General features: G+C 62.7%; 12 protein-coding genes. 10 read left to right on the top strand and 2 right to left on the bottom strand.

Features of this window, described 5'->3' with window-relative positions; all coding sequences use genetic code 11:
- Positions 1-72: 72 nt before the first annotated feature.
- The 7 genes from bioD to ABSB13_RS01320 all read left to right on the top strand — a co-directional run bounded on the left by bioD (position 73) and on the right by ABSB13_RS01320 (position 6,879).
- A complete protein-coding gene (gene bioD, locus ABSB13_RS01350) occupies positions 73-744 on the top strand; it encodes a dethiobiotin synthase (RefSeq protein WP_428104834.1) in 672 nt (223 codons plus the stop codon).
- A gap of 47 nt (positions 745-791) precedes the next feature.
- On the top strand, positions 792-2,147 hold the full coding sequence (gene xseA, locus ABSB13_RS01345) for an exodeoxyribonuclease VII large subunit (protein WP_428104832.1): 1,356 nt from the start codon (positions 792-794) through the stop codon (positions 2,145-2,147).
- 17 nt (positions 2,148-2,164) lie between these two features.
- Entirely contained in the window at positions 2,165-2,446 is a 282-nt protein-coding gene (locus ABSB13_RS01340) for an exodeoxyribonuclease VII small subunit (protein WP_428104830.1), read from the top strand.
- Between the two features lie 52 nt (positions 2,447-2,498).
- Entirely contained in the window at positions 2,499-3,248 is a 750-nt protein-coding gene (locus ABSB13_RS01335; protein ID WP_428104926.1) for a TlyA family RNA methyltransferase, read from the top strand.
- Positions 3,245-4,225, top strand: a complete 981-nt coding sequence (locus ABSB13_RS01330) for an ROK family protein (protein WP_428104829.1) — start codon at positions 3,245-3,247, stop codon at positions 4,223-4,225. The genes ABSB13_RS01335 and ABSB13_RS01330 overlap by 4 nt, the downstream gene beginning before the upstream one ends.
- Before the next feature lie 74 nt (positions 4,226-4,299).
- The gene (locus ABSB13_RS01325; protein ID WP_428104827.1) at positions 4,300-5,286 is read left to right on the top strand and encodes a LysM peptidoglycan-binding domain-containing protein; all 987 of its coding nucleotides are present in this window, start codon (positions 4,300-4,302) and stop codon (positions 5,284-5,286) included.
- Between the two features lie 78 nt (positions 5,287-5,364).
- Positions 5,365-6,879 carry a G1 family glutamic endopeptidase gene (locus ABSB13_RS01320; RefSeq protein ID WP_428104825.1) on the top strand — a complete coding sequence of 505 codons (1,515 nt, stop codon included), beginning with the start codon at positions 5,365-5,367 and terminating at the stop codon, positions 6,877-6,879.
- 794 nt (positions 6,880-7,673) lie between these two features.
- Here the strand turns inward: ABSB13_RS01320 and ABSB13_RS01315 are convergent.
- Positions 7,674-9,101, bottom strand: a complete 1,428-nt coding sequence (locus ABSB13_RS01315; RefSeq protein WP_428104823.1) for a hypothetical protein — start codon at positions 9,099-9,101, stop codon at positions 7,674-7,676.
- 571 nt (positions 9,102-9,672) lie between these two features.
- Here ABSB13_RS01315 and ABSB13_RS01310 point away from each other — a divergent pair.
- The 3 genes from ABSB13_RS01310 to ABSB13_RS01300 are packed head-to-tail and all read left to right on the top strand — an operon-like array spanning position 9,673 to position 10,772.
- Complete coding sequence (locus ABSB13_RS01310; RefSeq protein ID WP_428104821.1) at positions 9,673-9,873, top strand: hypothetical protein; 201 nt, start codon at positions 9,673-9,675, stop codon at positions 9,871-9,873.
- Between the two features lie 17 nt (positions 9,874-9,890).
- Positions 9,891-10,271: a hypothetical protein gene (locus ABSB13_RS01305; RefSeq protein WP_428104819.1), complete on the top strand. Its 381-nt coding sequence runs from the start codon at positions 9,891-9,893 to the stop codon at positions 10,269-10,271.
- 18 nt (positions 10,272-10,289) lie between these two features.
- Positions 10,290-10,772, top strand: a complete 483-nt coding sequence (locus ABSB13_RS01300) for a DUF2231 domain-containing protein (protein ID WP_428104817.1) — start codon at positions 10,290-10,292, stop codon at positions 10,770-10,772.
- A gap of 139 nt (positions 10,773-10,911) precedes the next feature.
- Here ABSB13_RS01300 and ABSB13_RS01295 read toward each other — a convergent pair whose 3' ends face one another.
- Positions 10,912-14,658: a choice-of-anchor D domain-containing protein gene (locus ABSB13_RS01295; protein ID WP_428104815.1), complete on the bottom strand. Its 3,747-nt coding sequence runs from the start codon at positions 14,656-14,658 to the stop codon at positions 10,912-10,914.
- Between the last annotated feature and the right edge of the window lie 215 nt (positions 14,659-14,873).

The following is a 14,873-nucleotide window of genomic DNA, read 5'->3' as shown; positions in this document are numbered from 1 at the left end:
TTGATGTCCGGCGCGTTTTTTTTCACGCGGGCATCGGTTTGATGGTAGCCTCAATGGTCTGGGCGATCGCGCGTGGGACACCGACATCGATTCCTCATCACTGGTACCGGCGCTGGCGTGGGCAAGATCACTGTCGGATGCGCGCTGGGATTCGCATTGCGAGCGCGTGGGATGCGCGTGGGCGTAATGAAGCCGGTAGAAACCGGATGCGCGGAAATTGACGGCGCGCTGGCGCCCAGGGATGCGGATGCGTTGGCGCTGGCAGTTGGTTCCGTTGCGCCGCTCGAGTTGATTTGCCCGTATCGCTATCGCTCGACGCTTGCACCCGCCGATGCGGCCGCCATCGATCGACTGCCGCCACCCGACCTTGAGAATATCGCGCGATGCTTTGGCGAGATCGGCGCGGATAACGACGTCGTGCTCGTCGAAAGCGCGGGCGCAATCACTGCGCCGATTACCTGCGACAGCGATTTCGCCGATCTGGCCGCGATGCTCGGCCTCGAAGTTATCGTGGTGGCAGGCAACCGCTCCGGATGCGTGGACGCCACGATGCTCACGATTCAGCGCTGCGAGAGCCGGGGACTCAAAGTCGCAGGCTGCATCCTTTGCGATTGCGATCCCGCCGCCTCATCAGAGACCGAGGCCAACGAGGCGTCGCTGATGCGAATCGCCAAGGCTCCCTATCTGGGCCGGATGCGCCATCGCGAGCCCCTGGCGCGGGCAATCGTAGAAAAGCTCATCTAATGCGCCAGGTAGGTGCCTGCCGATTGGTTCTGATAAGCTAAACGGCAATGAACGGGCAGCTCGATCTTTCGATCCGCAGCCGCCGCTCGGGCCCGATCAGCGTATCGGACCTGGTGCGGATGGTGCGCGACGCGCTTGACGCCAATCTCGGCGAGCGCTGGGTGGTCGGCGAGATCTCGAACGCGCGGCTGGCCCCGTCCAATCATTTTTACTTCACGCTCAAGGACTCCCGCAGCGCGATCAACGTCGTGATGTTCAAGTCGGCGTTCAACCGGATGCGGTTCAAAGCCGCCGACGGGATGGAAGTGATTGTTCGCGGACGGGTGCAAATCTTCGAACAGCGCGGCGCGTTGCAGCTTTATGCCGAGGAAATGGAGCCGCGCGGCGTCGGCGCGTTGCAGGTCGCCTTCGAGCAGTTGAAGCGGCGCCTCGAGGCCGAAGGACTGTTCGATCGGGCGCGCAAACGCGCGATGCCGTACCTGCCGCACGGGATCGGAATCGTGACGGCGCGCGGCGGCGCGGGACTGCGCGACATGTTGCGCATCCTGTTCGATCGATTCCCGAACCTGCAGGTGATTTTCAGGCCCGCCAAGGTGCAGGGCGACGGCGCCGCCCAGGAGATCGCCGATGCGATCGCCGATCTCAATCGCGACGGCCGCGCCGAGGTGCTGATCGTTGGACGCGGCGGCGGCTCGCTCGAAGATTTGTGGGCGTTCAACGAAGAGATCGTCGCGCGGGCGATTTTCCAGTCGGCGATCCCGGTAATTTCCGCCGTAGGCCACGAAGTGGACTATACGATCGCCGATTTCGTCGCCGACCTGCGCGCGCCCACTCCCACTGCGGCCGCGCAGATGGTGGTGCCCAGCCAGCCAGAGTTGACCGAGCGGGTCGCATCGCTGGGCGCGTCGCTCGCCGGCGTGATGCAACGCGAACTGTCGGGCCGGCGCGAATCGATCGACGATCTGGCGGCGCGGATACGTCATCCCGGCGTCGCTATCGCCGGGGCGCGCGAACGCGTTGCCGGGATCGAGGGCGAACTGTCGGACGCGGTGTCTTCGCGAATCGCGGAGCGCCGGCGCACCGTCCGCGAATTGCGGCTGCGGCTTCGCAGTCCCGATGCGATGGTGCGCGAGATGCGCCTTGCGGCTTCCCGGCTCGGCAACAGTCTGGTTCATGGCACTGTGTCGGCGCTCGAAGGCCGGCGGCGCCAGCTCGGCGCGATGGCGGGCAGGCTCGACGCTTTGTCGCCGCTGAAAGTTCTCGACCGCGGCTACGCCGTGGTGATCAATAAGGCCAATTCACGCGCGGTGCTCGACGCGGCCACGGTAAAGCTGGACGATGAGCTCGATATCAGGCTGGCCAGGGGACGGCTGAGCGCGCGCGCGACCGGCCGGACAATTTAGAGTTTGGTTGCTGAACGATGGTCGCAAAAACGAAAAAATTCGAGGACGAGCTCAAGGATCTTGAAACGATCGTCAACCAGGTCGATTCGGGTGAGCTTACGCTCGAAGAATCTATCGGAGCCTTCGAACGCGGCGTCATGCTGGTGAAGGCGCTCAATGGGAAACTCGACGAAGTCGAGCGCAAGGTCGAACTGCTAACGCGGAGCGCCGGCGGCGAACTGCGCACGGCGCCCTTTGAAGCATCGTCTGAGGACGAGCACCACGCCGGCGCAAAGGACGACGACGAAACACCCTTCTAGCAATGGTCCCGGCGCCAAGCCCAAGCCCAAGCCGCGGCGCGCTGCGGCGCCGCTGGTCCGCTTCAGGCTCGACGCCGAAATGGCCCGCCGCGGTCTGGCCGACAGCCGCGAACTCGCCCAGCGCCTGATAATGGCCGGGCGCGTGCGCGTCAACTCGCGGCCCGCCTACAAAGCCGACCTCAAGGTCGATTCTGAAACTCCCATCGCGCTCATGGCCGGTGCGCCGCAGTTCGCCTCGCGCGGAGCGTACAAGCTGATCGCCGCGCTCGAGCATTTCGGCATCTCGGTCGATGGCAAGCTCACGATGGACGTGGGCGCATCGACCGGCGGCTTTACCGACGTGCTGCTGCGCCGCGGCGCCAAGGCCGTGATCGCGATGGATGTCGGCTACGGGCAGCTGGCGCTGAAGCTGCGCGAGGATCCACGCGTCACCGTGCTCGATCGCATGAACATCCGGCTCGCTTCGCCCGACGACTTGCCCCACGCGCCCGAGCTGGTGACGATCGACACCAGTTTTATCTCACTGCGGCTGGTGATTCCGGCGGTACTGGTGCTGGTCGCGCCGCGCGCCGAGATCGTCGCGCTGATCAAGCCGCAGTTCGAAGTCGGCAAGGGCAAGGTCGGCAAGGGCGGCATCGTCAGGGACGAAAAACTCCGGCGCGAAGCGGTCGCGGGAATCGTCGGGTTCGCGGAGAGTATCGGCCTCGACGTGGTCGGCACAATCGAATCGCCGATTGAAGGCGCGGCCGGAAATCGCGAATATCTCGCGCTGATGAAATTCCCCGGCCAATCCGGAAAATGACGCGCGCATGGGCGGTCGGGTTGGATATGGGTGGCACCAATATCCGGTGCGCAGCCGTGTCTGCCAGTGGCGGCGATGTGATCCTGATGGAGCACGGGCCTTCGCACGCATCGCGCCACGCCGCAGCCGTCGCTGAAAATATCGCCGCGCAGCTCACTCATCTATTGGACACCGCGCGCCGGCGCGGACTTGGATCGCCGCGAGCGATCGGAGTCGCGGTGCCCGGACCGCTGAACGTGTACTCGGGAACCGTGATGCAGGCGCCGCACGTCGCCGCATGGCGCGCATACCCGCTGCGTCGCAAGCTCGAAGCGCTGATCGGCCGCAACGTCGTCGTCGAGAACGACGCCAACGCGTGGGCGCTCGGCGAATGCTGGCGCGGCGCGGCGCGCGGGCGGCGCGACGTCGTGCTGCTGACGCTCGGCACCGGAGTCGGTGGCGGACTGATCGTCGGCGGCAAACTGGTTCACGGGCGAAGCGGGATGGCGGGCGAATTGGGGCATGTCACGGTCAATCCGGACGGTCCGCGATGCGACTGCGGAGCGAACGGATGCCTTGAGTCATACGCATCGGCGTCGGGGCTGCGCGGCCTGGTCGAACAGCGCCTGGGACTGTCGCCGGGTGCGCCGTTGCCCGCGCAAATCGTCGATTCGGAAGGAAATTTCTCGGTGCGCGGACTGTCGGCCCAGGCTCGCGGCGGCGACAGACTCGCGCTCGAGGCGTTCGCCACGGCCGGCCATTACCTCGGAATTGCGATTGCGTCTTTTCTTGACATATTCAATCCCGAGCTGGTTGTGATCGGGGGTGGCGTCGCCGGCGCGATGCCATACATGCGCAAAGCCATGATGGCGCAGGTGCGCGAGCGGGCCTTCACGGCGATCGTATCGCAGGCGAAGATCGTGCGTGCGGCACTGGGTCCGCGAGGCGGTGTGGGGGGGGCTGCCTACGCGGCGCTGCATCCAGCGACGCGATCGTAGCATGTTTGGCGCATCCTAGACCCTTGGCGGGATCTGATGGATACTGGAATGGGTTGGCAGGCAAAGGATCCATCATGAGCGCGCGACGGTTCAGTTCGACTTTATCCAGACTGGCCCTCGCGGCGACGTTTGTCGTTGCCGGCGGTGGACTTGCGTTCGCTCAATCCGATTTCAACGAGAGCACGATTCCGCCCTCTGCGCCGCCCTCGCGAGTCGTGAGTCCGCCGAGCGAGGCCGAACCGTCTGAGGCTCGCGACACGCAGCAGCCCGCCGACCAATCGGCGGCAAGCCCCGTCGTCAAGCCGAGTCATCCCGCGAACATCATTCCTTACACGGTTCGCCCGGGCGATTCGGTCGGCGCAATTGCGCAGATGTTCGGGATCACCGCCGATGAACTCGCCCACGCCAACCGGATTCATCCTGACGAGGAACTGCAGGTGGACGAGGTGTTGAAGGTTCCGCATCCTTTCACCACCGAGGTCAATACGCTCAAGTCACAGATCGAGACGTTGAGCGCGCAGCAGCAAACCGCGGAGCAGAAGGCCGATTCGGCGCAGGAGCAGGTCAAATCGCTGCAGGCGCAGGTCCAGGAGCTGACCGGCGACAACCAGGACTTGCAGCTTGGCGCCAAGCTGCTGCCGTGGTGGCGTGCAACCGCCATCAGCCTGGGATTCTTTGCGCTGTTCATGCTCGGCGCGACGCTGCTGACGCTGTTCGAATGGTGGCGGATGCGGCGCAGGTTCGTGACGCTGGCGGCGATGACCGACGCGCTCAGCCGGCTCGACTACAAGTACAAAGCGATGTTCGCGAAGGCGGAGTTGCGCTTGCAGCAGCTTTACGGCCGGCGCCGCGGCGCAATTACCGAAGGGCAGCCGCGGCCCAAGATGCCCGAGGAAATCGAAATCGAGCGGCTCAACGACGAACTCAAGCAAATTCTCGAGCTGCACCTGCAGCGTCTGGGCGCGCGATTGCCCGGGGCGCGGCGGCGCAAGGGATGGCGCGAGCTGTTCGGCGGGGGCGACGTCGGCTCGACGGTTGAAGCACGCTCGTATCGCCGCTAGTCTCGCGTTCACTAATTGTGGAGTTCGGGTCGACCGGGGGTGTTAGCCCCGATTCCGCAACCACAAGGGAGGGACCGCATGTCAGAGCCCACAACTCATTCGCCGGGAAAACGCTTCGACTACAACCTCTCCCCGCACGTGGAGACGACCGTTTCGCTCCAGGTGCGCGCCAGATCCACCTGCTATCTGCATGAACCAGGGGCGCCTGATCGGGAGTTCCGGCTCGACGCGGACGACGCTGGAATCGTGCGGTTTCATACTCGCCTGCCGCCAGGCGTGCGGCCGATCAAACTGGGGCTCACTTGCATCGACGAAGACGGCGCCGTGGAAGCTCATACGGTGCTTCTCACGTGCGATCCTTCGTCGCCGCCCACCGCGGCGCCCAAGCGGGAGCCGGTCGGGCGGAAGATCCCCGCGCTGACCGGCGCTGACCTGGCCCTCCCCAATTCGGAGTTGATCGCTCGAGGCTATCCGCCGCGGCCCGACCCGACGCGATCTCCGCGACGTCACGCACGATGGCTTCGCGCCGTCTCCCGCGATTTCGTGCTTGCGCCCCCTCGGAAGGTTGTGCGCGAGCGAGGCCCCTCAATCCCGGAGGGCCAAACGCTACGACTGGAAGAGGTCCAGCAAAAGCCGGTCTTTCCGGACGGCGGCCCGGCAAACTTCGGCATCGCAAACTCCGGCATATGGAGCGGCGCCCAGCTGACCAATCCGGCAAAGCAGTTCTACTATATCCAGGCGCAATGGCCCGTGCCGATGGTCTTTTATCAACCCACCGCGCCAAACCGAGCCGAAGCGGCGATGTGGCTGGGCTTGGACGCCAGCGGCAATGATCTTTACCAAGCAGGGACCAATTCCCAATGCTGGTCGAGCTGGACGATCATCGAGGGTCCTAATGATGAAAACACGGGCGACTTCGCCGACGCCGTCGAAGTACCGTTCAGCTTTTCCACCTACTACACGTGGATCGAGAGCCTGCCCTTCGCGGCTTGGTCGCTTCCAAACTTCCCGGTCTCGCCCGAGGACACCATCAGCCTCGATATTTTCGTCGCCGACGAGTACGGCGAGACCCATTTCGCTGCGGGGCCGGGCGATGGCACCTGGGGCGGGCTCGGCAACGGCAACACTTTCGTGTGGTTCGTGTTCGGCAACCAAGCGACCGGACAAATGCAGATGTTCACGCTTCCCGCGGCTGCTGTGACCCTGGGCGGTCTGAGCAGCCAGGGGTTCACCGGCCGCACGGCCGAGTTCATCCTGGAGCGGCCTCAGGCCAATGGCGTCCTGCCCTTGGCGCCGTTCGGGCTCGCCTTGATGTATGACTGCGCCTACGGCGATTCCCAGCAGGGCGACTCGGCGCAATTCCCGCTGACACCAGAATTTCCGCTGGCGCCGCCGAACTTCCCGAACCAGCCAGACAGAAGCGTCCTAACCTATCTGTGGATGGCGGGAACCGACTTGGCCGGCAATCCGCTTTTGCTGACCTACCCGCGCACGGCCGCGAGCCAAGACGGTTTGGTGCTGTTCTGGACCTGGCTCTCATATGGTCTGCATGTCGAAGCGCCGCAGATTCCACTCCCGGGCGTCGACGGATAGAGCCTGATCGATAACCTGGATCACGAGACCGCATCACGCCCAATCCTTCCCCACTTTGGTGCGGGCGGAAGGCCCGGATAGTCGCCGAGTAGGGAGTGCAAACTGCCGGTAGACCGTGCGTCCACGCTATTGATCAGGCGTCGACGCCATTAAAAATAGGATAAATATTTGCGCGAACGAAGACAGGACATTAAATGACTCGAAAAGCTCCCCAACGTTTGCGGTTATCATATCCCAGAGGCTCCAAAGCTTTCCCGGGCTGAATCCCTCGGCGGCAACTCGTGCTAGCGCCCTGCTCTTGCTACGGCAAGTATAATTTTGCCGAATTTTGGATCGCGCTCATAGCCGAGGCCACTCATCGAGTCCGAAAAGTCAGTCGATCATTGATGTTCGGCGAAGGTGCTGACCAAACAGATTACGCGCGCGCACGTCATGCAGCGCATTTTTCGACGCGCGGGAGCGCGACGGCCGCTCGGTTATTCTCACAGGAGAAACCGCGCCTATGCGTCGGGCCGTGTGCCATGTGACGAAATCAAATCGAGCCAAAGGAAATCGACTCGATCGACGTATGCGAGCGCATCAGCGGCGGGGGCGACGGCGGCGCGGCGGTTGAAGCACGTTGGTATCGCCGCCAGTCTCGCGTTCACTAATTGATGAAGGGCGTGATGCCGCGACTCCGAACGAACTTGCGCTAGCTCGATTCGTCCCGATGCGGATGAAGCGGCGTTGAGATGCGACTGGCGTTTCTGGCGCCCAGGATCGTCGAGGCGATCGCCACAGGCCGTCAGCCGCGGCTATTGGCATTCTCCGGTGCATTCGCGCTCGCGCGAATTAGATTTCGCAAGGGGACCGCCGGGACCAGTGCAGGTGTGTTTGATGCCGTTGAAGCACAGATTAGCGAAGAATACCGCCAGGATGATGTAGTAGGGATCGATCGGCGTGCGCAGCCGGTTATTCTCACGATCATTGAAAAGCACAATCGTCGCCGTGACGTACAGCACCGTCAGCCACATAGCCAGCACCACCGGACGCTCCGGCCCGCTGGCTCTCCATAGCCATACGCCGGAGACGAGCCAGATCAGCGGGAACCCGACCGCGAACGCCAACGGCACCGGCACGCGGTCTAGCGGAATTTCGCGGCTGGCGGGTGCCAAGATCAGTCGTTCATAAAACACGCGCCACCAAGGCATGCGATCCGCGATGGTTCCCACATAGCCGTACCACGTCGCGGGTCTGAGCTGAACGCGAAACGCCATCCAAACCTCGCGCAGATAGACCATAGGTCGGTGCCGCAATACCCACCGCGCGCCGATAGCGCGCTCCCGTGCGATGCCGACCCAGTCCAGGTGGTTGTAATTAGAAGCGCCGTTTTCCTTGAAGCGCCGGTCAAGCGCGGGTATGCCGGTGGCCGGGCCAGCCGCGCCGTAGTAATCCTTGGGCGGCTCCAGCTCGCTACCCAGCGAATAGGCAGGTAGCTTGCCAGCCGCCACGAGCCTATCCTGATCCATCAGCGCACTGGTCGTCATGCCCGCCAGGTTAATCCCGAACCAACTGCTAGTCGCGAATGTGCCAAACAGCAAGAAATTCTTGAGGTAGAGCGCCAGGATCGCGCCGCCTGTCCAGCCTATCGCGGGGCGCAGCCGCCTGAACTCCGGCGCGCAGTAATACAGCGCGCCGACCAGCGCGCCGAACCAGACTATCTGGTACGTCGTGTTGAGGAATACCAGCAGCCCGAACGAAACGATACATCCGACGCCCCATGGCTTGCGCTCCGTGACAAAAAAGCGGGCCAGGCAACAGGCGGCCAACGTCAGCAGGAACATAGTTGGCCACGAATTGAACAGCCAGTTCTCATAGACGATCTGTTCGGGACTCAGCATGAAAAGGATGGTCGCGGACAGGGCCAACGGCGTCGGCACGCGCAAGTCCAGCATGACCGACAAGATGCACAGGTTGATACCGAGGCCGAGCACCTTGAAGCAGAGCGCCGGTGCGTAGTCCGGCAAAAACTTCATCCATATGCCAAGCGCCAGATTCATAAGCGGCGGCTGCATATGCAGATACCATAGACTTTGTACGAGATGCTGTTTGAGCAGTATCGGCTCAAGCACCTGCATATCGCCAATGGAGTATCCCCAGAACGTGACGCCCAGCCAGAAGAAAACCAGGCGCGAGATCACATAACAGATGAGGATCAGGACGAGGGCTTTTCGGCGGCTCACGGTTTCTCTTCCTGCAATGGCGCGCGCTCGGCGAGTAACTTGTCGATAATTTCCTCGGCGACCACGCGATAGACTTTTGCCGTATGCATTACATGCGCCTCAAATTTGAGGTCGCATAGCCCGCGAGCCCCGCATGAAATGAGAGATGAGCCTTGACCCGCGACCGTTCTCGAAATGGCGGTCGAGGAATTCATCCGGAATTTCTATCTTCAATCCTGAATCGGATTAGCACCGACAGCGGGCGCTTCGCAAACGCAGAGTTCGAGCCCGGTTTTAAGTCCAAAGAGCTTTCCAGCGCGCCGCGACGGACCAGTTCTGCCTCGCGTTGGCATAAGACACCCGAAACTGACCCTTTTCCAAGCGAGTTTTCAGACACTTAGCCCTTTCCCTCCTGTCTCATCACCGAAATCCGCTCCGCTCTGCGCCGCGCCTTATCCCTGTGGCGGCGGCAGCAGCGGGGGGCGACGGCGGCGCGGCGGTTGAAGCACGTTGGTATCGCCGCTAGAATTGCATTTCGCCGATTGTGAAGCCCGGGTTTGCCGGTGGCCAGAATATTCAGGAGGATTTCATCATGAAGAAGCTCGCGCTGATGGCTTTGCTCGCAACCGTGATGGTTGCGCCATTTGGAATGTCCTCCACGACCGGCAGGCGTGCGTCGGATACACCCGAATGCTGCCAGAAGAAGGAGTCATGCTGCCCGAGCGCGTCGTGTTGCTCCGGCGGCAGCCACGGGATGGGAGCGCGCTGCTCGCTTCACATCGTCGGGCGTTGATCGCTTTGAGGGGGTGAATGATGAATCGACTCGCGAAATTCGGACTGGGACTCGTGGTTGCTATCGGAGTGGCGGGCGCAGCGACCGCGCCGCTGGTGCTGGCGGCTGACGGCGGCGAGAAATCGGTCACCGGCAATCTCGAAGACGCCTACTGTTACGGCACGATGGGTGCGAAGGGCGCGGGCCACAAGGCGTGCGCGATCAAATGCGCATCCAGCGGGACGCCGGTGGTACTTATCGAAAAAGGAACCGAGAAATCCTACATCGTGTTGCCAAACAAGAATGCGGCGCCGCTTCCCGACAGCGTTATCAAGCATATGGAAGACGAGGTGACGGTGACCGGCAAGGAATACAATAAGAACGGCACGGAATACATCGTCGTCGAGTCAGTGAAGTAGCCGCGGGCAGGCCTCGCCGTGCTAGAGCGCATCGCGCCGGGCGCATCGCAGCTGCAGAATATCCATCCCCTCCTGGTGCATTTTCCGATCGCGTTTCTCTATGGCGCGGCGCTGCTTTATTTCCTCGCGTCGATTAGCGGGAGCGAAGGGCTCAAATGGACCGCGCTCTGGATGCTGGTGCTGGGCGCGCTGGGCGCGGCGGCGTCGGTTGCCAGCGGTCTCTATGCGGCGCCCGGCCTGATGGTTTCGGTATCGGTCCGCCACGACCTGCTGCGGCATCATAAGCATCTGATGGTCGCGGCGTCGGTGGTGACGGGCGTGCTGACGGTGTGGGCGCTTTTGACGCGGCCGATGCCGGCGCGGGGACGGTACGTGTTTCTCGCCGGTCTGATCGCAGTCATGGGTTTGATAACGGCGGGCGCGGACCTCGGCGGCGAGATGGTTTACGGCTACAACGCCGGCGGTTCGGCCTGCCCGCAGCCGATCGATTTCAGGAAGTAGAAGGCCTTTGGGGCGCTCGTCCATGGGCGCGCGATAAACGCCGAATCGAGAATCGCCCGCACCTGGCGCAAATCACATGGCGGCGCCGATTCTTATCCTCATTCAGGTGCAGGGACCGGGGGCCCCTGCACCGTGGCGCTCAGGAACCGCCAGTCCCCGAAAGGTTGACGTTATGCGGGCTGGCCCCATCGCCGCCCGCGCTGACCCCAAGCGTGGCACTTTCCGATCCAGTCTGACTTGGCGCAAACGTCACCGTGTAGGTGCACGAAGTGCCGCCGCCCGCCAGAGACGCTGCGCAATTCCCGCCCGTCACCGAGAAGTCGGGATTACCGGTATCGGTGGTGATGCTTTTGCTCAGCGAAACCGCCGCGCCGCCGTTGTTGGTCACGGTGACCGTCTTGGCCGGTTTCTTGCCTTGCTTGACCGTGCCGAAGGAGAGACTCGACGGATTCACCTTGATCGGTATGAGTCCGGTTCCGCTCAGGCTGACCGCGGGCGGACCGCCATTGGGGTCTTGCGCAACCCCGATTGAAAGCGTGCCGCTCAAGGCGCCTTCGGTGTTGGGTGTAAATATCACCCCGTAGGTACAGCTCGACGCCGCCGCCAGCGACCCTGTGCAGGTGGTGGCGCTACTACTCGAGATCGAGAAGTCGGAGGGATTGGTACCGCCAAAGGTCGGGGTGGTGAGCGTGATCGGCGCCTCGGTGGCGAGGTTGGTCACCGTGATGGTCAGTGTCCTGGACGCGGTCTGAGCGACGTTGCCGAAGTTCAACTTCTTCGCGGAGATGGAATCCGGAATCGTTTCCGCCGTGGTGAATGAAACCGTGTATGGACCCAGCGGGTCGGGGCTGTCGGTAACCGTCATGGTCGCCGATTCCGTACCCGTCGCGGTTGGAGAGTAAGTGACAATCAGCGTACAGACCGCCTTGGAGCCCAGCGATGAGCTGCAGGTGCCGCCTGTGACCTGGAAGTCGCCAGCGTTGGCCCCGCTCATGCTTTCGCTGAGCGAAACCGAGGTGCTCTGATAGTTGTGCACCGTGATCGACTTGATCTTGCGGGAGCCGTCCTTCTCGCTGGGAAATGCGTAGCTGGTGGGCGAGACGGCCATCGTGGCCACGCCTGAGCCGCTGAGCGTGACGGTCTGTGGGCTGCCGGTGGCGTTGTCGTGGAGCATCAGCGTTGCGCCGGGCGCCCCGATCTCGTTGGGCGTGAATGTGACTGCGAGCGTGCACGACGACTTGGGCGCGACCGTCACGGGAATCGAACCGCATGTCCCTGTGCCGCTTAGGGTATATTCAGAGGCGGACGAGGTCGCACTCGAGATGACCAGCGAAGTGGTCTTGCCGGTGTTATGGACCGTCAGAGTCTTCGTAACCGAGTTGCTTATCGGAACCTTGCCGAATGAGAGCGAAGTAGGAGCTACCGTGATGGTAGGCGGCGCCGGCGTCGGCGTGGCGGTCGGCGTGGCGGTTGGTGATGGTGTACTCAGCGGCTCGTTGTATTCGAGCACCCGGTTGTTCGACGTGTCGGCGACGTAGAGGTGGCCGGCGGAGCCCAGCGCGGCGCCACTTGGATAGCACAGGCTACCCGCGCTGGCGCTCGCCGCACCGAGGTTGCAGTCGTTGTCAGTAAAAGCATCCTGCCCGATGACGGTATTGGCGGTGGTGTTGGGGGCGAGCGGCGTATTGTACTCGAGCACGCGGCTGTTGGACTGGTCGGCGACCCAGAGGTTGCCGGTTGAGTCCAGCGTAACCCCAGAGGGGGCGCACAGGTCGATGGCGGTGGAGGTGCCGCCGCCGGTGTCGTAATTGCACGAATCCGAGGCGAAGTCGCCGCCCTGTCCGAACACCAGATTGGCGGCGGCGCCATTGGTAAGCGGGGCGCTGTATTCGAGCACGCGGTTGTTGCCGTTGTCGGCGACGTAGAGGTCGGCGTTTGCGTCCACTGCGACCCCAGAGGGGGCGCATAGGTCGATGGCGGTGGAGGTGCCGCCGCCGGTGTCGTAATCGCACGAATCCGAGGCGAAGTTGCCGCCCTGCCCGATCACCAGATTGGCGGCGGCGCCATTGGTAAGCGGGGCGCTGTATTCGAGCACGCGGCTGTTGCCGTTGTCGGCGACGTAGAGGTCGCCGGCAGTATCAACTGCGACGCCATAGGGATAACACAGGTCGTTGGCGGTGGAGCTGCCATCGGTGGTGTCGTAATCGCACAAACCCGAGATGAAGCTGCCGCCCTGCCCGAACACCAAGCTGGCGGACCCTCCAGCGGAGGGGAACGAACCGGCGAATGGGGTGATGTATTCGAGCACGCGGTTGTTGCCGCCATCTGCCACGTAGAGGTTGCCGCTTGAGTCCACCGCAACCCCATATGGGTAGCACAGGCTGTCAGCGCCAAGTCCAATTACATCACCGGGTGCGGTGCCGTCGTTGCAGAGAATCGAGTAAGGGTCCGGCTGACCAATGACCAGGTCGGCCGCAGTGCCGTTGGTGAACGTCGCCACGTCGTTCCAGGCCAGCACCCTGGAGTTGGAGTAGTCGGCTACATAAAGGTGGTTTGGCGTTGCGCTTGTGTCGATCGCGACCGCGTATGGGCTGGAAAGGGAGTATAGGTCAACGAAGTTTGATTGCTTGTGGGAGAAGTCAGGCTGCCCCAGCACAGCATCGGCAGTGGCATTGGGCGCAAGCGGAGTATCGTATTCGAGCACGCGGTGGTTGTCGGTGTCGGCGACCAAGAGGTTGCCGGTAGGATCAACTGCGATGCCAAAGGGGCCGCACAGGTCGATGGCGCTGGGAACGAGGACGCCGGTGTCGTAATTGCAGGCACGCGAGGTGGAGCTGCCGCCCTGCCCAAACACCAAATTAGCGCTGGCACCGTTCGCAAGCGGGGCGTTGTATTCAAGCACCCGGTTGTTGTCCTCGTCGGCGACGTAGAGGTCTCCCGAGCCGTCCACCGCAACCCCATAGGGGAGGCAGAGGCTGCTCTCGGTCGCCGCGCCGCAGCCCGACGAAGTGAAGCTGCCACCCTGCCCGAACACGGCATTGGCGGCAGTGGCGCCGCTGATAACCGGGGTGTTGTATTCGAGGACGCGGTCATTCTGGCTGTCCGCGACGTAGAGGTCGCCGCTTGAGTCCACCGCAACCCCAACGGGATAGTTCAGGCTGTTCGCGCTCAGGCCGCCGTTATTCGCGGAATTCGAAGTAAAGCTGCCGCCCTGCCCGAACACCAGGTTGGCGGTGGTGTCGGCAAGCGGAGAGGTGTATCCGAGCACGCGGTGGTTGATCCAGTCGGCGACGTAGAGGTGGCCGTATGCGTCCACCGCAACCCCAGTGGGATAGTTGAGGCTGTTCGCGCTCAGCCCGCCATTATTGGCGGTATTCGAAGCAAAGCTGTCTGCCTGGCCGAACACCAGGCTGGCGGAGCCCCCAGCGGAGGGGAACGAACCGCCGAATGGCGTGTTGTATTCGAGCACGCGGTTGTTCTGTTTGTCGGCAACGTAGAGGTTGCCCGACCCGTCCACCGCAACCCCAGAAGGATCGCTGAGGCTGCTCGCGCTCACACCGCCATTGTTGGAGGCAAACGAGAAAAAGTCCGGCTGACCAATAACCAAGTCGGCCGAAGAACCATTGGTGAAAGCCGTCTCGTCCCTCCAGCCCAGCACCCTCGAGTTGGCGGTGTCTGCGATATAAAGGTGGCCACTGGCATCGACCGCAACCCCCTGAGGAGAAGAAAGTTTGTGCGCGTCGGGAGGATTGGCGGTGTTATATGTGAAGTTGCCCTGGCCGAGCACAATGTTGGCGTTGTCGCCCGTGACGGACGCAGTCGCCAGGGCGGCGGCGATGATCAGCAGGCACGGCGCTGTGAGTTTCCAAAGTGCAGATTTAGGCATTACGATTCCCCTGGGAAAGCGGCGGTTAACGCTGGGACTTGACCACATTCATGGCCACGCATGCGGTTCATCGCAAATCCATCCCTAAGCAGACAATAAATAAACCGACGTTTCTGAATACAACGACTTAGGCGAAAGTGTGCAAAATTAGGCCAAACAGTGTAGGAGCAACTCTTATGCCGTGAAATTGTGCTGAGAATCACTACGCCGGATGG

It is taken from the genome of Binatus sp. (SeqCode), from assembly GCF_050013435.1.
GTDB lineage: Bacteria > Desulfobacterota > Binatia > Binatales > Binataceae > Binatus.
The sequence above is the reverse complement of the archived record's forward strand: the minus strand, read 5'-3'. Positions and strand labels throughout refer to the sequence as shown.